Annotated in this window: 17 protein-coding genes; 12 read left to right on the top strand and 5 right to left on the bottom strand. The window is 72.3% G+C overall.

The features are described from left to right. Positions 1 to 342: 342 nt before the first annotated feature. Positions 343 to 2,646 (bottom strand): FdhF/YdeP family oxidoreductase, encoded by a 2,304-nt coding sequence (locus ACIPRD_RS09505; protein ID WP_356405182.1) that lies wholly within the window; start codon positions 2,644 to 2,646, stop codon positions 343 to 345. Between the two features lie 825 nt (positions 2,647 to 3,471). Here ACIPRD_RS09505 and ACIPRD_RS09500 point away from each other — a divergent pair. The 7 genes from ACIPRD_RS09500 to ACIPRD_RS09470 all read left to right on the top strand — a co-directional run bounded on the left by ACIPRD_RS09500 (position 3,472) and on the right by ACIPRD_RS09470 (position 10,183). Further along, a complete protein-coding gene (locus ACIPRD_RS09500) occupies positions 3,472 to 5,037 on the top strand; it encodes a cytochrome ubiquinol oxidase subunit I (protein ID WP_401561573.1) in 1,566 nt (521 codons plus the stop codon). Positions 5,038 to 5,055: 18 nt separating this feature from the next. Next, positions 5,056 to 6,093, top strand: a complete 1,038-nt coding sequence (gene cydB, locus ACIPRD_RS09495) for a cytochrome d ubiquinol oxidase subunit II (protein WP_356405178.1) — start codon at positions 5,056 to 5,058, stop codon at positions 6,091 to 6,093. 577 nt (positions 6,094 to 6,670) lie between these two features. Next, positions 6,671 to 7,648, top strand: coding sequence for a GTP 3',8-cyclase MoaA (gene moaA, locus ACIPRD_RS09490; protein ID WP_401561912.1), 978 nt, complete (start codon positions 6,671 to 6,673; stop codon positions 7,646 to 7,648). An 83-nt stretch (positions 7,649 to 7,731) separates the two neighbouring features. After that, a complete protein-coding gene (locus tag ACIPRD_RS09485) occupies positions 7,732 to 7,998 on the top strand; it encodes a DUF6457 domain-containing protein (RefSeq protein ID WP_356405176.1) in 267 nt (88 codons plus the stop codon). Then, positions 7,995 to 9,242, top strand: a complete 1,248-nt coding sequence (locus ACIPRD_RS09480) for a molybdopterin molybdotransferase MoeA (RefSeq protein ID WP_401561569.1) — start codon at positions 7,995 to 7,997, stop codon at positions 9,240 to 9,242. The genes ACIPRD_RS09485 and ACIPRD_RS09480 overlap by 4 nt, the downstream gene beginning before the upstream one ends. Positions 9,243 to 9,346: 104 nt before the next feature. Continuing rightward, on the top strand, positions 9,347 to 9,622 hold the full coding sequence (locus ACIPRD_RS09475) for a MoaD/ThiS family protein (RefSeq protein WP_356405172.1): 276 nt from the start codon (positions 9,347 to 9,349) through the stop codon (positions 9,620 to 9,622). Positions 9,623 to 9,736: 114 nt separating this feature from the next. Beyond that, positions 9,737 to 10,183, top strand: coding sequence for a molybdenum cofactor biosynthesis protein MoaE (locus ACIPRD_RS09470; protein ID WP_356405170.1), 447 nt, complete (start codon positions 9,737 to 9,739; stop codon positions 10,181 to 10,183). 74 nt (positions 10,184 to 10,257) lie between these two features. On the opposite strand, the gene ACIPRD_RS09465 is transcribed toward ACIPRD_RS09470, so the two are convergent. Then, positions 10,258 to 10,896 carry a DUF1345 domain-containing protein gene (locus ACIPRD_RS09465; protein WP_356405168.1) on the bottom strand — a complete coding sequence of 213 codons (639 nt, stop codon included), beginning with the start codon at positions 10,894 to 10,896 and terminating at the stop codon, positions 10,258 to 10,260. Positions 10,897 to 11,061: 165 nt separating this feature from the next. Here ACIPRD_RS09465 and ACIPRD_RS09460 point away from each other — a divergent pair, with 165 nt between their 5' ends. Together ACIPRD_RS09460 and ACIPRD_RS09455 are read left to right on the top strand one after the other, a co-directional pair. After that, positions 11,062 to 12,816 (top strand): FUSC family protein, encoded by a 1,755-nt coding sequence (locus tag ACIPRD_RS09460; protein ID WP_401561566.1) that lies wholly within the window; start codon positions 11,062 to 11,064, stop codon positions 12,814 to 12,816. An 88-nt stretch (positions 12,817 to 12,904) separates the two neighbouring features. After that, positions 12,905 to 13,273 (top strand): thioesterase family protein, encoded by a 369-nt coding sequence (locus ACIPRD_RS09455; protein WP_401561563.1) that lies wholly within the window; start codon positions 12,905 to 12,907, stop codon positions 13,271 to 13,273. A gap of 24 nt (positions 13,274 to 13,297) precedes the next feature. Here the strand turns inward: ACIPRD_RS09455 and ACIPRD_RS09450 are convergent, their stop codons facing one another. The 3 genes from ACIPRD_RS09450 to ACIPRD_RS09440 all read right to left on the bottom strand — a co-directional run bounded on the left by ACIPRD_RS09450 (position 13,298) and on the right by ACIPRD_RS09440 (position 14,893). Beyond that, positions 13,298 to 13,681 carry an NUDIX hydrolase gene (locus ACIPRD_RS09450; RefSeq protein ID WP_401561560.1) on the bottom strand — a complete coding sequence of 128 codons (384 nt, stop codon included), beginning with the start codon at positions 13,679 to 13,681 and terminating at the stop codon, positions 13,298 to 13,300. Positions 13,682 to 13,806: 125 nt separating this feature from the next. Then, complete coding sequence (gene moaC, locus ACIPRD_RS09445) at positions 13,807 to 14,292, bottom strand: cyclic pyranopterin monophosphate synthase MoaC (RefSeq protein WP_356405160.1); 486 nt, start codon at positions 14,290 to 14,292, stop codon at positions 13,807 to 13,809. 16 nt (positions 14,293 to 14,308) lie between these two features. Further along, positions 14,309 to 14,893 carry a DsbA family protein gene (locus ACIPRD_RS09440; RefSeq protein ID WP_401561557.1) on the bottom strand — a complete coding sequence of 195 codons (585 nt, stop codon included), beginning with the start codon at positions 14,891 to 14,893 and terminating at the stop codon, positions 14,309 to 14,311. Positions 14,894 to 15,022: 129 nt separating this feature from the next. On the opposite strand from ACIPRD_RS09440, the gene ACIPRD_RS09435 reads away from it, so the two are divergent. From ACIPRD_RS09435 to ACIPRD_RS09425, 3 genes are all read left to right on the top strand, one after another. Continuing rightward, a complete protein-coding gene (locus ACIPRD_RS09435; protein WP_401561554.1) occupies positions 15,023 to 17,122 on the top strand; it encodes a SpoIIE family protein phosphatase in 2,100 nt (699 codons plus the stop codon). A 108-nt stretch (positions 17,123 to 17,230) separates the two neighbouring features. After that, complete coding sequence (locus ACIPRD_RS09430) at positions 17,231 to 17,443, top strand: antitoxin (RefSeq protein ID WP_356405153.1); 213 nt, start codon at positions 17,231 to 17,233, stop codon at positions 17,441 to 17,443. Between the two features lie 175 nt (positions 17,444 to 17,618). Then, entirely contained in the window at positions 17,619 to 19,559 is a 1,941-nt protein-coding gene (locus ACIPRD_RS09425; RefSeq protein WP_401561551.1) for a glycoside hydrolase family 5 protein, read from the top strand. Positions 19,560 to 19,643 lie beyond the last annotated feature (84 nt).

Here is a 19,643-nt window from a genome sequence, read left to right as displayed (position 1 = left end):
GGCCCGGTGGGGGCGGATGCGCGCGACCGTGACGGGGGTCCGGTGGGGGCGGTGCGCGCGGCCGTGACGGGGGCCCGGTGGGCGCGGCCGTCTCCGGCCGGTCACCCGCGGGGGCCGTTCAGGCGCTGTTCAGGAGTGGCGCGCGGGCTGTTCAGGCGTGCTGCGTGGGGGTGTTCGGAGGTACCGCGTGGCGGTGTCCGAGCCGGACGGACCGGCATGGTGGCCGGCCCCCGGGAGATCCCCGTGCGGCCCGGGGCCCCGCTCCTGCAGCGGGACCCCGGGCCGTCCGAGGCGCACGTGCCACTCCCCCCTGACCGTGGACGGGAGTGGCCACCGGTCCGCTCAGCCGGCGTGTGCGACGCCCGTCGTGACTCGGGCGTGCTCGAGGCGGATCACGACGCCCTTGGACGTCGGACAGTTGCTGATGTCAGCGGTGCTGTCCAACGGGACCAGGACGTTGGTCTCCGGGTAGTAGGCGGCGGCGGAACCGCGGCTGGCCGGGTAGGCCACGACCTTGAAGTTCTCGGCGCGGCGCTCCTTGTCGTGCCAGATGCTGACCAGGTCGACCATGTCGCCGTCCTTGAAGCCGAAGGCCTCCAGGTCGGCGGGGTTGACCATCACGACGCGGCGGGCGTTGTGGATGCCGCGGTAACGGTCGTTGTTGGCGTACCAGATGGTGTTCCACTGGTCGTGCGAGCGGGTCGTCTGCAGCAGCAGGTGGCCGTCGGGCACGTGCGGGACGTAGAACTCGCTGGCCGAGAAGACGGCCTTGCCGCTCGGGGTGGGGAACACGTCCTTGTTGACCGGGTTGCCCAGGTTGAAGCCACCGGGCTGGCGGAGGCGCTCGTTGAAGTTCTCGAAGCCCGGGACGACGCGGGAGATCCGGTCACGGATCTTGTCGTTGTCGGCCTCCAGCTCCTCCCACGGGATGTTCGACTCGACGCCGAGGGTCTTGCGGGCCAGGCGCGAGATGATCGAGACCTCGCTGAGCAGGTGCTTGGACGCCGGGGGCAGCTTGCCGTGCGAGCGGTGCACGTCGCTCATCGAGTCCTCGACGGAGATCCACTGCTCGACGCCGTTCTGGTAGTCCCGGTCGCTGCGGCCCAGCGTCGGGAGGATCAGACCGTACTCACCGCAGACGGTGTGGGAGCGGTTGAGCTTGGTGGAGATGTGCGCGGTCAGGCGGCAGTTGCGCATCGCCCGCTCGGTGTACTCGCTGTCCGGGGTCGCCCGGACGAAGTTGCCGGCCACGCCGAGGAAGACCTTGGCCTTGCCGTCGTGCATGGCCTTGATGCCCTGCACGGCGTCGTAGCCGTGGTGCCGCGGCGGGCTGAAGTCGAACTCGCGGCCGAGCGCGTCGAGGAACGCGTCGGACATCTGCTCCCAGACGCCCATGGTGCGGTCGCCCTGCACGTTGCTGTGGCCGCGGACGGGGCAGACGCCCGCGCCCGGCTTGCCGATGTTGCCGCGCAGCATCAGGAAGTTGACGATCTCGCGGATGGTGGCGACACCGTGCTTCTGCTGCGTCACGCCCATCGCCCAGCAGACGATGGCGCTCTTGCTCTTCATGACCCGCTGGTGGAGCTCCTCGATCTCGGCCATGGTCATGCCCGTGGCGTCGAGGATGTCGTCCCAGGAGATCTTGCGTACGTTCTCGCTGAACTGCTCGAAGCCTATGGAGTTCTTGTTGATCCACGTGTGGTCGAGCACGGTGCCCGGGGCCTGGTCCTCGGCGTCGAGGAGCAGCTTGTTGAGGCCCTGGAAGAGGGCCATGTCGCCGCCGGCGCGGATGTGCACGAACTGGTCGGCGAGCGCGGTGCCGTTGCCGAGCACACCGCGGGCCTTCTGCGGGTGCTTGAACCGGATGAGACCGGCCTCGGGCAGGGTGTTGACCGCGACGATCTCGCCGCCGTTGCGCTTGGTCTCCTCCAGCGCGGCGAGCATGCGCGGGTGGTTGGTGCCCGGGTTCTGGCCGACCAGGAAGATCAGGTCGGAGTGGTGGATGTCGTCCAGCGAGACGCTGCCCTTGCCGATGCCCAGGGACTGGCCGAGGCCCCAGCCGGTGGACTCGTGGCACATGTTGGAGCAGTCCGGCAGGTTGTTGGTGCCGAAGGCGCGGGAGAACAGCTGGAGGAGGAACGCGGCCTCGTTGTTCAGCCGGCCCGAGACGTAGAACATCGCCTCGTCGGGGTGGTCCAGCGCGCGCAGTTCGCGGGCGAGCAGGGAGAGGGCCTCGTCCCAGCTGACCGGCTCGTAGTGGGTGGCGCCGGGACGCTTGATCATCGGCTCGGTGAGGCGGCCCTGCTGGTTCAGCCAGTAGTCCGACTTGGAGTCCAGCTCGGCGATCGAGTGCTGGCGGAAGAAGTCACGGGTGACGCGGCGCGAGGTGGCCTCGTCGTTGATGTGCTTGGCGCCGTTCTCGCAGTACTCGTTGAAGTGCCGCTTCTTGTCCTCGGGCCACGCGCAGCCCGGGCAGTCGATGCCGTCGACCTGGTTGATGTTCAGCAGCGTCAGCATGGTGCGCCGCGGGGACGTCTGGCTAAGGGAGTACTCCAGCGCGTGCGTCACGGCGGGGAGACCCGTCGCCCACTTCTTGGGCGGCGTGACCGTGAGGTCGTCGATCGGATCCTCGATGCTGCTGCTCATGATGTGCTCTGCCTCTTTCTGACATACGCCTGTACAGGCGGGTTCCGGTCGACGGGGAGACGCGTGTCGCCGAGGGCGGGCCGCTCGTGCTCCCCGGGAGGGACATGTCTCCTCGGATCCGGGGGCGAGCGGGCGGGCGCCTCGGCAGGCGGGTCAGCCCGGAGGGGGGTTCGAGGACGTGAGTGCCGCTGCGGCCGGAACGGCCGTGACGGTCCGCGCCGCCGGCGAGTGGGGTCCCGGGCCGGTGTGCCGCGTCAGGTCCCGCACTCTTCCTCCCTGCGTCGTCCGCGTCTTCCGCGAGTCTCGATTTCCGAATCCCGCTGCAACGGCAGTTTGTTTCATTTCCGCAGGGAAAGTCAAAGAGGCAATTCCGATCACGCGATAGGCGCCGCTTATCTACCTTCTCTCCCCGGATCGGAGCATCTCATATTCACCCGGCCCCTCGCTGAAGCGCTAGCCCCGGGAGCCCGTCCGGAGCCCGACCCGAACCGGACCCCGCCAGATGACACCCGCCCCGACCAGGCATAATGTTCGACCGGACACCGACCTCGACGCCACCTGTCGGCGAGAGATAAGTGCCGCCTATTGCGCGATCGACCGCCCTTCTTTGACTTGGCGGACGAATTCGTCGACGCTGGCGAGCGCACAGTAATCAAGCATTGACCGCCGCGGAAAAGACTCCGCAGGCACAGCACCCGTATCACACTCGAAGGTGACGCACGAAATGTCACCTTGGGGTTGATTCCCGACATATCCACATTCACCCTCTGGCGGTGGCCCGGCTCGGCTTCGCGAGCGGCGCCGTGGAGTGAGGAGAGACCCGCCGTGCACCTGGCACTGGCCCCGGACACCATCGCGCGATGGCAGTTCGGAATGACGACCGTCTACCACTACCTGTTCGTGCCCCTCACCATCAGCCTGGTCGCGATCACCGCCGGCCTGGAGACCGCCTGGGTGCGCACGGGGAAGACCAAGTACTTCCACGCCACCAAGTTCTGGGGCAAGCTCTTCCTGATCAACATAGCCATGGGTGTCGCCACCGGGCTGGTGCAGGAGTTCCAGTTCGGCATGAACTGGTCCGCCTACTCCCGCTTCGTCGGTGACGTCTTCGGCGCCCCCCTCGCGCTGGAGGCCCTGCTGGCCTTCTTCTTCGAGTCCACCTTCATCGGCCTGTGGATCTTCGGCTGGGACAAGCTGCCCAAGAAGATCCACTGCGCGTGCATCTGGATGGTCTCGATCGGCACGATCCTGTCGACGTACTTCATCCTCGCCGCCAACTCCTTCATGCAGAACCCGGTGGGCTACCGGCTCGACAGGACCGGCGGCAAGGCGCATCTGACGGACATCGCCGCGGTGCTCTTCCAGAAGCTGAACCTGGTGGTCGTCGCGCACACCCTGACCGCCTCGTTCCTCACCGGCGCGGCCTTCGTCATGGGCATCTCCGCCATCCACCTGTGGCGTGCCGCCCGCCGTCAGCGCGCCGGCCGTCCGACCGACCTCAAGCAGGTCGCGGCCATGCGCACGTCGCTGCGGCTCGGTCTCGTGCTGGCCGTGGTCTTCGGTCTGGGCACCGCGATCAGCGGTGACAAGCTCGGCGAGGTCATGTTCGAGCAGCAGCCGATGAAGATGGCCTCCGCCGAGGCGCTGTGGGACAAGGAGGCTCCGGCCCCCTTCTCCGCCTTCTCCGTCCCGGACGTGGCCAACCACCGCAACAGCGTGGACGTGCAGGTTCCCGGCCTGCTGTCCTTCCTCGCGCACAAGGACTTCCACTCGGCGGTCCCCGGCATCAACGACACCGCGAAGGCCGAGGCCGCCCAGTACGGCGGCAGCCCCTCCTCGTACATGCCGAACATCCCCATGACGTACTGGGGCTTCCGGGCGATGATCCTGTTCGGCATGACCTCCTTCTCGCTCGGCGCGGCCGGACTGTGGCTGACGCGGCGGAAGTTCTGGCTGGCTCCCGAGTTCCGCACCGGCTCCTTCGACGTGCCGCGCATGATGCTGACCAAGAAGCGCGAACTCGCCCCGGCCATCACCGGCCTGGTCTGGCGTGCGCTGATCTTCACCCTCGCCTTCCCGGTGATCGCCAACTCCTTCGGCTGGATCTTCACCGCGATGGGCCGTCAGCCGTGGGCCGTCACCGGCCTGCTGCGCACCGTCGACGCCGTCTCGCCGAACGTCTCGCTCACCGAGCAGCTCATCACGCTGATCGGCTTCGCCCTGCTCTACATCGCGCTGGCCGTCGTCGAGCTCAAGCTGCTGGTCAAGTACGCCGGCGCCGGTCCGGTCACCTCCGACCGGCCGCCGATGCGCGACATCAAGATGGGCGGCGGATCCACGGAGCCGGGCGCCGAGCAGAACCCCGACAAGCCGCTCGCCTTCGCGTACTGAGAGAGAAAGACCGGATCCGTGCATCTCCATGATCTGTGGTTCTTCGTCATCGCCCTGTTGTGGGTCGGCTACTTCTTCCTCGAAGGCTTCGACTTCGGCATAGGCATCCTCACGCGCGTCCTGGCCCGCGGGGAGGACGAGCGCCGCGTCCTCATCAACACCATCGGCCCCGTCTGGGACGGCAACGAGGTCTGGCTGGTCACCGCGGCCGGCGCGACCTTCGCGGCCTTCCCCGACTGGTACGCCACCCTGTTCAGCGGCTTCTACCTGCCGATGTTCGTCATCCTGCTCTGCCTGATCCTGCGCGTCGTGGCCTTCGAGTACCGGGCCAAGCGCAACGGTGAGCGCTGGAAGCGCAACTGGGAAGCGATCATCTTCCTCACCTCCCTGGTGCTGGCCTTCATCTGGGGCCTGCTGTTCGCCGCCATGGTCCACGGCCTGCCGATCGGCTCCGACCACCAGTTCCGCGGCGGTCTGTCCGACCTGGTCCACCCGTACGCCATCCTGGGCGGCGTCACGACGACCGTGCTGTTCACCTTCCACGGGGCCGTGTTCGCCTCGCTGAAGACCGTCGGCAGCATCCGGCACCGGGCCAGGCACCTGGCCCAGAAGCTCGGCGTGGTGGTCATCGCCCTGCTGCTGGCCTTCCTGACCTGGACCCAGGTCCAGACAGGCAACCCGCGCAGCCTGGTCGCCGAGGTGATCGCCGTCCTGGCGATCGTGGCGGCACTGGGCTTCAACTTCGCCCAGCGCGAGGGGCGGGCGTTCGTCTGCTCCGGCCTGAGCGTGGTGGCGGCCACGGCGATGCTGTTCCTCGCCCTGTTCCCCGAGGTCATGCCGTCCAGCCTGAACGCGGCCTGGAGCCTGACCGCCACCAACGCCGCGGCGGGCCCGTACACGCTCGGCATCATCACCTGGGTCGCGGGCTTCGCCACCCCGCTGGTGCTGCTCTACCAGGGCTGGACCTACTGGGTGTTCCGCAAGCGGATCGGCGTGCAGCACATTCCCGCGCCGGTCGTGCACGGCCCCGTCCACGGCAGCCACGCGGCTCGCTGAGAACCCGGTCCGTGATGACGTCCCCCGTCTCCCGTCCGCTCCCCCGCGCCGCCGCGGGCCGCGCCCCGCGCGCGGTCCGCGGCCGGGCGGGCGGGGCAGGCGACGGCGTGGCGATGTACGAAGGCCGGTCCGCTTCCCGAGATCATCATCGGGACGTGCCGCGCTCGCGCCGGCCCGGCGGACCCCGCTCACACCGGTACGGCGGACTGCGGCCCGCCGGCACCGGCCCGCCCGCGCGGACGGGCCCACCCCCGGGTGACCGGAACGACTCGACCGGCCCGACCGGCCGCGACGGTCCGGGCGGACCCCGCCGGACGCCCCGGCGGACCGGCGGACCACGCCGATGTCGCCGCTCCGGCGCGCCGTGCCGGACCGTCACCGCCCCGGATCACGCACCATACGACCATAAGACCGCCTCCCCGCGGAGGATCCCGCACCGTACGACCGGCTCCGGGCAGCAGAGGAAGAAGGCAGGACCGTGTACCGAAAGCACACCGACCAGCACAGCGAAGCCGCCGGCGCCGGTCCGCTTCGGCTCGGCTCCGCCGAACTCGCGCGCCCCGCTCCGCGGCCCCTTCTGGACCGGTTCGGCCGTGTCCACACCGACCTGCGGCTGTCCCTGACGGACCGCTGCAACCTGCGCTGCACGTACTGCATGCCGGCCGAGGGCCTGGCGTGGCTGCCCAAGGACGAGATCCTCGGCGACGACGAGATCGTGCGCCTGGTCCGCGTGGCCACCGAGCGCCTCGGCATCACCGAGGTCCGGCTGACCGGCGGCGAACCGCTGGTGCGGCGCGGCCTGCCGGACCTGATCGCCCGGCTCACCGCCCTGGACCCGGCCCCCGAACTCTCCATCACCACCAACGGCATCGGCCTGGCCCGCTGCGCGACCGCGCTGCGCGAGGCCGGCCTGAGCCGCGTCAACGTCAGCCTGGACACCCTGCGCCCGGAGCGTTTCGCCGCCATCACCCGGCGCGACCGGCTGGCCGACGTGCTGGCGGGCCTGCGGGCCGCGCACGAGGCCGGTCTCGACCCGGTCAAGGTCAACGCGGTCCCGGTGCGCGGGGTCAACGACGACGAGATCGCCGACCTGGTGGCCTTCGCCGTCGACAACGGCTACCGCATGCGGTTCATCGAGTCGATGCCGCTGGACGCGCAGGGCGCCTGGGAACGCGACCGGATGGTCACCGCCGAGGAGATCCTGGAGCGGATCGGCGAGCGCTTCTCCCTCACCCCGGTCGGCCGGGAGGACAACGCGCCGGCCGAGGAGTGGCGGATCGACGGAACGGACTCGGTGGTGGGCGTGATCGCCAGCGTCACCCGCCCGTTCTGCGGAAGCTGCGACCGTGTCCGGCTCACCGCCGACGGCCAGCTGCGCAACTGCCTGTTCGCCACCGAGGAGTCGGACCTGCGGGCGCTGCTGCGCGGCGGAGCCGACGACGACGCGGTGGAGGCGGCCTGGCGGTCCTGCATCGGCGGCAAGGCCCGCGGCCACGCCATCAACAGCGAGGACTTCCGCCGGCCCGACCGCCCGATGTCGGCCATCGGCGGCTGACCACCCCTCGGATCTCCCCCGCACCACTCCCCCCGGACACCACCCGACACCCGACCCGACCGCACGACTGCGAGGACGACACCATGAGCCGGATGTACGAATGGATCGACGCCGCCAAGGCCGAACTCGGCATCGATCTCGACGTCGATGTCAAGGAACTGCTGGACATGACCAAGGTCGTCGCCCATGAGGTGGCGCGCCCCGCCGCGCCGATCACCTCGTTCCTGGTCGGCTACGCCGCGGCGCTGCGCGGCGGCGGCCCGGCGGCGGTCTCCGAGGCCGACGCGCTGATGACGAAGCTGGCCGGGCGCTGGGCGGCCGAGCACGAGAACGACTCCACAGCCCCGTGAACACGGACCCCACGAACGGCACGGGCGGCGCCGCCGGACACGGCGCGCACCCGGCCCACACGGGCTGGGAGCAGGCCCGGTCGGCGGCACGCGCCGCGGCCGGGCAGCCCCTGCACGCCGTTCCGCGCACCCTGGCGGACTCCCTCGGCCACGCCCTGGCCGAGCCGCTGACCGCGCTCACCGACCTGCCGTCGTTCGCCACCTCGGCGATGGACGGCTGGGCCGTGTCCGGCCCCGGGCCCTGGCGGCTGGGTGGTGCCGGCATCCTGGCCGGCGCTTCGCCGGAACCGCTCGGGCCGGACACGGCGATCCCCATCGCCACCGGCGCGCCGCTGCCCCCGGGCGCGACCGCCGTACTGCGCCGCGAGCACGGGGAGGCGGACGGCCAGGGCGTCCTGCACGACCGCTCCCCCGGCCCGGAGCCCCTCGCCGGCGGGCGCGACGTGCGGCCGCGCGGCCAGGAGTGCCGCAGCGGTGAGCCGCTGCTCCCGGCCGGCACCACCGTGACCCCGGCCGTGCTGGGCCTGGCCGCGGCGACCGGCTACGACCGGCTGCTGGTGCACCGCCGTCCGAGCGTCGAACTGTTCGTCCTCGGCGACGAGTTGCTCCACTCCGGGGTACCGCGCGGCGGACGCGTCCGGGACGCGCTCGGCCCCCTGCTGCCGCCGTGGCTGGAGAGCCTGGGCGCGGAGCTGACCGGCCGGCACCGGATCGCGGACGAACTCGGTCCGCTGCACGAGGCGGTACGCGACTCGACGGCCGACGTCGTGATCACCACCGGCAGCACCGCCGCGGGCCCCGTGGACTTCCTGCACGACACCCTGAGCGCGCTGGGCGCCCGGCTGCCGGTCGACTCCGTCGCCGTACGGCCCGGCCACCCCATGCTGCTCGCCGAGCTGCCGCCCGCTCCCGACGGACGGGCCCGGCGGCTGGTGGGACTGCCCGGCAACCCGCTGGCCGCGGTGGCCGGGATGGTCACCCTGGCCGTCCCGCTGCTGCGGAACCTGGGCGGGCACGCGGACACCGAACCGTGTCTGCTCAGCGCGGCCGAGGCCCTGCCGGGGCACCCGCGCGACACCAAGCTGCTGCCGGTCCGCGCGACCGGGAGCACGGTGGCCCCCCTGCCGTACAGCGGCCCCGCGATGCTGCGCGGCCTGGCGTTCGCCGACGGCCTCGCCGTGCTGCCGCCCGGCGGGGTGGCCGCCGGGGCCGCCGTGGAGGTCGTACGGCTGCCCGGCCGCTGACCCCACGGGCCGCCGCGGCCCGCGCCCCGCTCCACCGATCCCCCGACCCGACGACACCCGCCGGCCCACGAGCCGGAGACACACCGACGAAGAAGGCACCAGACATGGAGACTGCGACAGCACCCACCGGGATCATCCGCTACTGGGCGGCCGCCAAGGGCGCGGCCGGCACGGCGGAGGAGCCGTACCGCGCGTCGACCCTCGGCGAGGCGCTGGACGAGGCCCGGGCCCGGCACGCCGACCGGCCGCGCTTCGCCCAGGTGCTGGCCGTCTCCTCGATCCTGGTGAACGGCGACCAGGTGGGCGGCCGCGACCACGCCTCGGTGGTGCTCCCCGAGGGCGGCACGGTCGAGGTGCTGCCCCCGTTCGCGGGCGGCTGAGTCCGCCCGCCGGCACCGCGCCGCCGCTCCCGCTCCCCCGTTCCCGCCCCGCACCCGCACCCGCACCCGCACTGCGACCTCAAGCCGCACCTCGGACCTGAATCTGGATTCCCCATGCTGCAGACACCCCAGCCCCTGACGACCCCCATCCGCCTGCTGTCCCTGCGCGAGACCCCCCTGTCGCTCGACGAGGTGTACGCCGCCGTGGGCGACGACGCGGCGGGCGGCACCGCGCTCTTCGTCGGCACGGTGCGCGACCACGACGGCGGCAAGCCGGTCTCCGCGCTGGAGTACAGCGCCCACCCGACCGCCGAACGCGAGCTGGAGCGGGTGGCGGCGAAGGTCGCCGCCGAGTTCCCGGTCCGCGCGCTGGCCGCCGTGCACCGCACGGGCCTGCTGGCCATCGGTGACGTCGCGGTGATCACCGCCGTCTCCTGCCCGCACCGCGCCGAGGCGTTCGCCGCCTGCCGCCGTCTGATCGACGACCTGAAGCACACGGTGCCGATCTGGAAGCGGCAGATCTTCGTGGACGGCGCGGAGGAGTGGGTCGGCGCCTGCTGACCCGGCACGTCGAGGCGCGGCCCCCTCGCGGGGCCGCGCCTCGGCTCTCCGCGCCACGTCCCGCCCGCATACGGTCAGCCGGTGACGATGCCCGCGACCAGGTTGATGGTCGTGGCCAGGATGACGGTGCCGAACGCGTAGGACAGCAGGGTCTGCCGCAGCACCATCGAACGGATCACCGGACTGGACACGTCGGTGTCGGAGACCTGGTAGGTCATGCCGAGGTTGTAGCTGAAGTAGAGGAAGTCACGGTAGGTCGGCGGCAGCTTGTTGTTGAAGTCGATCCCGCCGCCGGCCACGTCGTAGTAGAGGTGCGCGTAGCGGGTGGCATACATCAGGTGCAGGGCCGCCCACGCCATGAACACGCCGCCGAGCGCGATCGCCGCGGCGGCGTGGCCGGTGCCGGAATGGCTCGACAGAAGCAGCAGCACCACACCGACCAGCCCGCACGAGGCGGCGGCCACCACGACCAGTTCCTCGGTGAGCGGCCGGAAGTTCTCGCGCCGCGAACTGCGGTGGGTCTCCGCGCCGTCCATCGGCCACAGCACGAGCCAGCCCGTGACGACGAAGAGCGTCCCCGTCGCGCCGATACCGGAGAGCAGGCCCAGCGTGGACTGCTCGGTCGTCACACCGACGATGGCACCGACCACCGCGCCCGCCGCCAGTGCGACGGCCAGCCGGGGAACCGCGGACAACGGCAGCCATCTGCTCATACGGCCTCACCGTAGCGGCCCCCCGCCCGGTCGGCACGGTGACGGAGCCATCGGGGTCCGGGGGCGCAGGACACGGGAGCACGGCGGCGGACGCCGTCCGGGCCTTCGCCCAAGTCGTCGTCATTCGGCAGGGAAACCGCCCCGGGCAGGTGATATACACCGAACATGCCCCTCTCTCGCCCTTCGGACCCTGCCGGGAACGGCAGCGGCAGACGGCGGTCGGCCGCCGGTCTGACGAGAGTGCTCGTCCCGAGCGGCGTGCTCACCCTGAACCGGGTGGACGGGGCGTTCCTCTTCGCGCTGCGGGCGGCTTTCGCGATGGCGCTCAGCGCGCTGCCCGTCGCCCTGGCCGGCCGTCCGGACCTCGCCGTGTACGCGATGCTGGGCTCCTTCACCACCACGTTCGGACGCAATCTGCCCTACCGGCGCCGGGCCCGGGTGCTCGCGGTGGTCGCGGTGGCCATGACCGCGTGCGTGGGGCTCGGTTCGGCGCTCGCGGCGGCAGCGCACCCGTGGGAGGGCGGCGCGGGCGCCGCGCTGGTGGTCGCGGCGACGGCGGTGGTCGCGGGGCTGGCGAAGCTCGTCTGCGACGCGACCGGGCTCGGCGGGCTCGGCGCGGTGATGCTGCTCTTCTCCTTCGCGGTGTCGGCCAACGCGCAGCCGCAGCCCGGTGAGGTGCCGGTGCAGACCGCGCTGGCCGCGGCCGGGGCGGCGGTGGCCTGGGCGCTGGCCATGACCGGCAGGTTCGTGCACCCCGACCGGCCGCAGCGGCTCGTCGTGGCCGCGGCGCTGCGCGCGCTCGCCGACCTCCTCGACACCGGCAGCGGCGGGGCCGGGCGCTCCCGGCACCGGGCGACCGGGGCCGTGCTCCAGGCGTACCACTCGCTGGGGATGACTCCCCCGACGGGCGCGGACACCGTCGACCGCGGCAGCACCTGTGTGCGCCTGACCGACCTGTCCTGGACCGTGCTGATCGACTCCACCCGGTACTCCACCGACGACACCGTGCTCGCCGGGCACCTGCGGGAGCAGGCCGCGCTCCTCACCGACCGCCGTCTGCGGTTCGCCCCGATGCTGCCCGACCTCGCCGTGCTGTCCCCCGTCACGACGACGGTCCCGGGGCCGAGGAAGCGGGGCGTGCGACTGGCGCCGGTCGATCCCGCGGCGCGGCGGGCCTGGGAACTGGTCAAGGGCAGCCGGGACAGCCACGCCCCGCGCACCGTGCTGCTCGTGCCGGCTCTGCGGATGTTCCTCGGCACGCTGGTCGCCGGCGGGATCGCCGTGGGACTGGGGATCGGGCACGGCTACTGGGCGGCGATCTCGGCGGCGGCGGTGCTGCACTCGGTCAACGTGCGCACCACCACGCAGCGGGCCGTCCAGCGCACCCTGGGCACGGCGGTCGGCCTGCTCATCGCCCTCGCCGTGCTGGCCGCCCACCCGCTCCCGGTGGTGCTCGCCGTGGTGATCGTGCTCCTGGAGTTCCTGCTGGAGTACGGCGTGGTCCGCAACTACGGCCTGGGCGTCGTCTTCCTGACCCCGCTGGCGCTGCTGCTGAGCGATCTCGCCACCCCCTCGCCCACCGAGACACTGCTCTACGACCGGGGTCTCGCCAGCGTCCTCGGCATCGTCGTCGGGCTGCTGTGCGCGCTGCTGGTGGTCCACGACCGTGCCGCGGTCCGGGTGGAGCGGGCACTGGCCGCGTGCACGGAGGCGATCGGCTGGGCGGAGGAGGCGCTGGCCGACCCCGCCCACTCGCCCCGGGCGATCGTGCAGGTGCAGCTGGCCGTGACGACCGTCGAACTGCGTGAGGCCGACGACGCGGCGGCGGGCGAGCTGTGGCCCGCGGGCATCGACCCCGCCGCCCTCGCCGCGGCCGAGCAGCGGGCCTACCTCCTGCTGGCACGGCTCCTCTACCGCTGACTCCTGCCGGCCCGGTCCCTTGCGCATGAGGACTGCCGGCCCGGCTCCTGTACCGCTGAGGACTGCCCGGAGGCGTTAGCGTGGTGCGATGCGTCATGACGTGACCGACGACGACACCGCGACGGCCCTGGGCAGCGGTGACGTGCCCGTGCTCGCGACCCCGCGGCTGATCGCGTGGCTGGAGGCGGCGACGGTGCGGGCCGCCGCGCCGTACACCGGGCCGGACCGGACCACGGTGGGAACCGCCGTACGCGTCGAGCATCTGCGGGCCACGCACGTGGGCGGGCAGGTGGAGGTGACCGCCGAGCCGCCGTCCGGGGACGGACGGCGGCTCACCTTCGCGGTACGGGCCGTCGACGGCTCGGGCGCGCTCGTGGCCAGCGGGGAGATCGACCGGGCGGTCGTCGACCGCCGGCGGTTCCTCGGGCGGTCGGCGGACGCCGCCGCGGGCGACTGAGCAGGGCGAAGGCAGCCATGCGGGTCAGACCGGGGTGTGACCCTCCAGGTAGGTGCGGACGGCGCCGGGCAGCCGGGCGTCGGCGGTCTCGGTGAACGGGGCCCAGCGCTGCCGCTCCGCGGTGAGGCTGCCGCCGTCGGACGGCGACTCGCTGAGCAGCTGGCACACCACGGCCGGCACCGGGACCGGGTCCTCGCCCGGCTCGCGCGGCTCGATGGTCTGCGAGCCGGCGACGAGGTAACCGGTGAGTTCGTAGACGACGCGCTCCGCGGTGGCCTGCGGGGACTCGGCCGGTTCCGGTGTGCCCGCGGGCAGTTCCCAGTGCCCGGGTCCGGACACCAGCAGCAGTCTGCCGTCGTACACCACGACCGCCTGCACCGTTCCCCCGGCGGCCTGCTCCACCGTCATGGCTCCACCACCCCTTCCCTGTTCTTCGCCGTCGTTCCCTGATGGCACGTCCAGCGCCCGGCCGTCGGTACGGCCGGGCGCTCGTTCCCTACCCAGGACGGCGGCCCGCGCACCTCCCCGCGGGGTCAGGAAGAGGTGCGGTGCCAGTCGCCGGACTTGCCGCCGGTCTTCTCCTCCACCCGTACGTCCGTGATCACCGCGCCCTTGTCGACCGCCTTCACCATGTCGATCACGGTCAGCGCGGCGACGGACACCGCGGTGAGCGCCTCCATCTCGACACCGGTGCGGTCGGCGGTCCGCACGGTCGCCAGGATCTCCACCGCGTCGTCCGCGACCGCGAGGTCCACGGTCACACCGGACACCGACAGCGGATGGCACAGCGGGATCAGGTCCGGGGTGCGCTTCGCGCCCATGATGCCCGCGATCCGCGCGGTCGCCAGGGCGTCGCCCTTCGGCACGCCCTCGCCGCGCAGCAGCTCGATCACCCGGGGCGAGACCAGGACCCGGCCACTGGCACGGGCGGTGCGCGCGGTCACGTCCTTCCCGGAAACGTCGACCATCCGGGCCGCGCCCGCCTCGTCGATGTGCGTCAGTCGGTCCTGCGTGTTCATGCCGCGCGGCTCGTCGTCACTTGATGTCGCCGAGGAACTTCTGCACGGTGATGTCGACGTCGCCCTCGATCGTCACGACCGGGATGTTCTCCTTGTCGTACCAGATCGCCGGCGTGCCCGGCAGTCCGAAGGACCCGAAGTTCCCGATGGATTCGCCGGCCCAGGTCAGATACGTGTTGTCGGTGATCTTCTGGTCGAACGAGTCGGACCGCAGCCCGTCCACCTTGTCCGCCACCGAGAGCAGCACCGAGGCCTCGGAGAACTTGTCGTCACCGGGCGGGAAGGGCTGCGCGGCGAAGAGCGCCGCCATGTACTCGATGAACTCCTTCTGCCCCTCGTCGCTCGCCGCGGCGAGCGCGCTGACGGCCCGCTGCGAACCGGAGCCGCCGACCGTGTCGTCGATCGTCTCGGCGAAGTGGAACTTCACGACGTACTTGCCCTGGTCGGCCCCCTGGCGAATGTTGTCCAGCAGGGTCTTGGCCACCTCGGCGCTGGCCCGGTCACGCATCTCCATGAACACCTGGAGCTCGTGGGGCGCGCTCAGTTCGCCGTAGTACAGCGTGGTGTCGTTGGTTCCGGTCGTGTTCGCGGGAGCAGTCATGATTCGAGCTTGGCACACGCGCGGGCAGCCCGCACAAGCGTCGGAGCCCCGCCGCGGACCGGGGTGCGGGGAGGGGTCCGGCCCGCCTCCCGCACGGCACACCGGGCCTCCGGAGCGCAGTCTGGAAGGGTGAACGTATCGCGGAACATGGCCGCGGATCCGGGGCGCGGCTTCGACGAGGCCGTGCTCGGCGCGCTGTTCTCCGACTGTCCGCAGCCGCTGTACGTCCTCGACGCCGATCTGTGTCTGGCGGGCTTCAACGACGCCGCACGGCGCGACGGGGCGTTCCCCCTGGAGGGTGCCCTCGGCCGCCCGCTCGGGCACTGGGCGCCGGCGCTGCACCACGGGCCCGTCGAGGCCGCGCTGCGCGAGGTGCTGGCGACCGGGACCGCCGCGACGGGCATCGAGGTCGTGGCCGCCGGCCCGGCCGGTACCCCGGTCAGGGTGCTGACCGTGTCGGCGTACCGGCTGGGCGTCACGGGGGACGGCGTACGGGGGCTCGCCCTCACCGTGGAGGACACGACGGACCGCTGTCGCGCGCGGGTCCGGCTCGACGTGCTCCGCGAGGCCGGCGTGCGGATCGGGTCCACCCTGGACCTCGTGCCCACGGCACAGGAGCTCGCCGACGTCAGCGTGCCCGGGCTGGCCGACATGGCGATCGTGGACGTCATGGACTCGGTGCTGCGGGGCGATGTGCCCTCGGTCGAGTCCCTCGGGCACCGGCTGCTGCTGCGCTGCGCCGGTTACCGCTGTGTCCGCCCCGGGGGTGATGGGGACGCCCCGGAGCTCGGCGGGGTGCTGGAGCCGACGCTGACCGACCGCTACCGGCACATCCTCGTGAGGCGGCAGGCGCTGCTGATCAGCGGCCGGACGCCGGAGGAGGCGCGGGCGACGGGGCACGAGCTGGTGCCGGAGGGCACCGCGCACGCGCATCTGGCGGTGCCGCTGTGCGCGCGGGGCGGCGTGCTGGGCCTGGTCCGCTTCTACCGCCCGTTCACCCCTGTGCCCTTCGGCCCGGACGATCTCCGGCTGGCCGGGGAGCTGGCCCGCCACACCGCGCTGTGTCTGGACAACGCCCGGCTGTACACGCGTGAGCGGTCCGTCGCGCGGATCCTCCAGTCGAGTCTGCGGCCCCCGCACATGTCCGGGCACGACGCGGTGGAGACGGCGCACAGCTATCTGCCGAGCAGCACCAGCGGGGACTGGTTCGACATCATCCCGCTGTCGGGGGCGCGGGTGGCGCTGGTGGTCGGTGAGCCACCGGCCAGGGGGCTGCGCGCCGCCGTCACGATGGGCGGGATGCGGGCCGCCATCGGCGCCCTGGCCTCGCTCGATCTGCCGCCCGAGGAGATCCTGGAGCGCGTCCACGAACTGGTCACCCGCCTCGACGCGGAGGAGTCGCGCCGCCCCGCGGAGAGCCAGGACACCCGGCGTGCGGGCACCAGCTGCCTCTACACCGTCTACGACCCCGTCTCGCGCCGGTGCACCCTGGCGAGCGCCGGTCACCCGCCGCCGGCCCTGGCCCGGCCGGGCGACCCGGTGAGCTTCGCCCAGGTACCGGTGGGTCCCCCGCTGGGCCGGGGCCGCGGCCGCTACCGGTCGGTGCGCACCGAGCTGCCCGAGGGCACGGTGCTGGTGCTGTGCAACCAGGTGCTGCTGCGCGCCGCCGGCCCCGGCTCCGCCGAGCAGCTCGAACGCCTCGGCGACGCGCTGCGGCCCGGGGACCGTCCGCTGGAGGAGATCTGCGAGTCGGTCCTGAAGAGCCTGGCACCGAGGCCGGACCCGACGACCGACGGGGTGCTGCTGCTGGCCCGCACGCTGGCGCTGAGCGGTGACCGGGTCGCCTCCTGGACGCTGTCCAACGATCCCGCGGCGGTCGGCGAGGCCCGGCACCGCACCGTGCGCCATCTGCGCCGATGGGGCCTGTCGGAGCTGGAGTTCGGGGCCTCCGTGGTGGTCAGCGAGCTGGTCACCAACGCGGTCCGCTACTCCGACGGGCCGATCGTGCTGCGTCTGGTCCGCGACCACGCCCTGATCATCGAGGTCACCGACGACAGCAGCACGGCCCCGCAGTTGCGGCAGGCCGAGGACGACGACGAGCACGGCCGGGGGCTGTCCATCACCTCCCAGCTCACCGAGCGCTGGGGCACCCGCCGCGAACACCGCGGCAAGACCATCTGGGCCGAACTGGCCGTTCCGGAGGACGAGGAGACCGAGGCCGCCTCCTGAATCCGGCAATTCATCCTTTCTCCCCACAGGCCTGGTGCGATGATGCCGGGGTCGGCGACCGCGCCTGTACGCGGCACTCTTCGAGAGACTCCGAGAAATGGGGCATCCGTGTTCGACAACCTGAAGAACCTCAAGGACAAGGCCGAGGACATCGCCGAGGAGCACGGCGACCAGATCTCCGACGGCCTGGAGAAGCTCGGCGACGTCGTCGACGAGCGGACCGGGGGAAAGCACAGCGGCGCGATCGACACCGCCGTCGACAAGGCCCAGGAGTACGTCGAGAAGCTGGGCGAGCGGGAGGGCGACGAGCGCGGGAAGTGAGCACGGGCGCCTCGTGAGGTCCGGCCCGCAGTCCCAACTCCCGTCATTCACACCACAGTTGGGGTGAAGGCCCTTCCGTGCGGCGGGCCGGGTGGTGGACACTGCGCGCAGCCGGGGCGGCTCGGCCGCTCCGGCTCAGCGTTCCCGCCACCCCCCGACCCCCGAGGGCTTCCCCATGCCGATCGCACGACCCTCTCTGCGCCTGACCGTCACCGGCGCCGCGTTACTGCTCCTCACGGCCGGCACCACGCCGGTGTTCGCCGCCCAGCCGTCCCATCCGTCCCTGCCCGCCGCGTCTCTTCTCTCCGCTTCCCGGGCCGCCACGGCCGCCGACACCGCCTCCTGGACCGCGCCGCTGTCGACCCGCGGACGGTACGTGGTCGACGCCGACGGCAACCGGTTCCGGCTGAAGGCCGCCAACTGGGACGGGGCGCAGGGCTCGTACAACGGCAGCGGCAATGTCGCCGACCCCGCGAACCACCACGCGGGCCAGGACTCGCACGGCATCCCGCTCGGCCTGGACCGCGCCCCGCTCGCCCAGCTCCTCGCGGACTTCCACCAGTTGGGGATCAACACGGTGCGGCTGCCGTTCTCCAACGAGATGATCCACGCGACCGCGGCCGTCCCCGACGGCGCGGTGGCGGCCAACCCGCAGCTGCGCGGCAGGACTCCGCTGGAGGTCTACGACGCGGTGGTCGCCGCGCTCAGCGCGAGCGGGTTCGCCGTCATCCTGAACAACCACACCAACACCTCGCGCTGGTGCTGCGGGATCGACGGCAACGAGCGCTGGAACAGCAGCCAGAGCACCGCGCAGTGGGCCGACGACTGGGTGTTCATGGCCCGCCGCTACGCCTCCGTGCCGCGCGTGGTCGGCGCCGACCTGTACAACGAGGTGCGCCGCGACATCCTGGACGACCCCAACTGGGGCCTGGGCGACGCCCACGACTGGTACGCGGCGGCCCAGCTGGCCGCGGACCGCATCCTCACCGAGGCCGATCCGCGCCTGCTGATCGTCATCGAGGGCATCAACTGGACCGGGCTGCCGGTGGACGGCTTCCCGCACGGGCGGCCGACGCTCACCCCCGTCCGCACCCTGTCGCACACCCTCGTCGACGCCCACAAGCTGGTGTACTCGGCCCACTTCTACGGCTACACCGGCCCGAACCACAGCGGCGCCACGGGCATCGGCGAGACCCACGACCCCCGCTACCAGGACATGACCCGCGCGGAGCTGAACACGGCCCTGGACGACGAGGCGTTCTACGTGGAGCAGTCCGGACAGCACTACACCGCGCCCGTCTGGGTGAGCGAGTTCGGCGCGGGTGCCGGGGACACGAACGCGGCGGCCCGCACCTGGTTCACGAACATCACCGACTACTTCACCGACCACGACGCCGACTTCGCGTACTGGCCGCTGGTGGGTTTCGAGGGCCACGACGACTGGGCGCTGCTGCGTTACGACAGCGCCGGGCACCGCTCCGGCATCCTGGACTCGGCCGACTGGCGCGCCACGGCCTGGCAGCACCTCATGACAGCACCGGACCGCACCGGACCGGTCGCGGCCGTGCCGGTCTGGCGGATGCTCTCCACCGATCACGCCGACGCGGTGGAGTCCCTGCGGGTGCGGTCCACGGGCGACTGGGACGCGGGGGCCCGCAAGGCCGCCTGTCCGGACGGGACGAGACTCGCCGGCCTCGGCCACACCTCCGGCCGCGGCCTGTGCACCGACGCGGACGCGGGTGACCTGCGCGCGGCCGACGGGGCGCAGACGGTGGTCACGGACGAGCGGTACGTCCCCTCGGGCGGCGACTGGGCGTCCGGCTACACCAAGTACCAGTGCCCCTCGGGTGCCTTCCTCATCGGCTACAGCGTGCGCGGCGAGCGGGTCTCGGCGGCCCTGTGCGCACCGGGCCGCGGCTCGCTCGGGGGCGGCGGGCGCACGGTGTGGTTCGACCGGTCCGACAACCGTCCCGCCGACGCGTCCGGCGGCGACTTCGCCTACGGCGACTACAAGGGCCAGTGCGGAGTGCACGAGTACGCCGCGGGGATCGCCTTCACCACCCGGCTGGGCAGCCGCCCGGGTCCCGCGGCCCTGCTCTGCCGCACCCTGCCCTGAGTCTGCTCCGCCGCGCCCTGCCCTGAGTCCTCCCACGGGCGACGGCCCGGACTGCGGGCTCCGGGCTCCGGGCTCCGGGCTCCG

This window comes from Streptomyces sp. NPDC090108 (assembly GCF_044747185.1).
GTDB lineage: Bacteria > Actinomycetota > Actinomycetes > Streptomycetales > Streptomycetaceae > Streptomyces.
This window is presented reverse-complemented; position numbering and strand designations above follow the sequence as displayed.

Bases quoted from the DNA above. Each gene is read 5' to 3' on its own strand.
- ACIPRD_RS09505 (WP_356405182.1), bottom strand. From the start codon at position 2,646: ATGAGCAGCAGCATCGAGGATCCGATCGACGACCTCACGGTCACGCCG.
- ACIPRD_RS09485 (WP_356405176.1), top strand. From the start codon at position 7,732: ATGAGCCGGATGTACGAATGGATCGACGCCGCCAAGGCCGAACTCGGC.
- ACIPRD_RS09475 (WP_356405172.1), top strand. From the start codon at position 9,347: ATGGAGACTGCGACAGCACCCACCGGGATCATCCGCTACTGGGCGGCC.
- ACIPRD_RS09470 (WP_356405170.1), top strand. From the start codon at position 9,737: ATGCTGCAGACACCCCAGCCCCTGACGACCCCCATCCGCCTGCTGTCC.
- ACIPRD_RS09465 (WP_356405168.1), bottom strand. From the start codon at position 10,896: ATGAGCAGATGGCTGCCGTTGTCCGCGGTTCCCCGGCTGGCCGTCGCA.
- ACIPRD_RS09460 (WP_401561566.1), top strand. From the start codon at position 11,062: ATGCCCCTCTCTCGCCCTTCGGACCCTGCCGGGAACGGCAGCGGCAGA.
- ACIPRD_RS09455 (WP_401561563.1), top strand. From the start codon at position 12,905: ATGCGTCATGACGTGACCGACGACGACACCGCGACGGCCCTGGGCAGC.
- ACIPRD_RS09450 (WP_401561560.1), bottom strand. From the start codon at position 13,681: ATGACGGTGGAGCAGGCCGCCGGGGGAACGGTGCAGGCGGTCGTGGTG.
- moaC (WP_356405160.1), bottom strand. From the start codon at position 14,292: ATGAACACGCAGGACCGACTGACGCACATCGACGAGGCGGGCGCGGCC.
- ACIPRD_RS09440 (WP_401561557.1), bottom strand. From the start codon at position 14,893: ATGACTGCTCCCGCGAACACGACCGGAACCAACGACACCACGCTGTAC.
- ACIPRD_RS09425 (WP_401561551.1), top strand. From the start codon at position 17,619: ATGCCGATCGCACGACCCTCTCTGCGCCTGACCGTCACCGGCGCCGCG.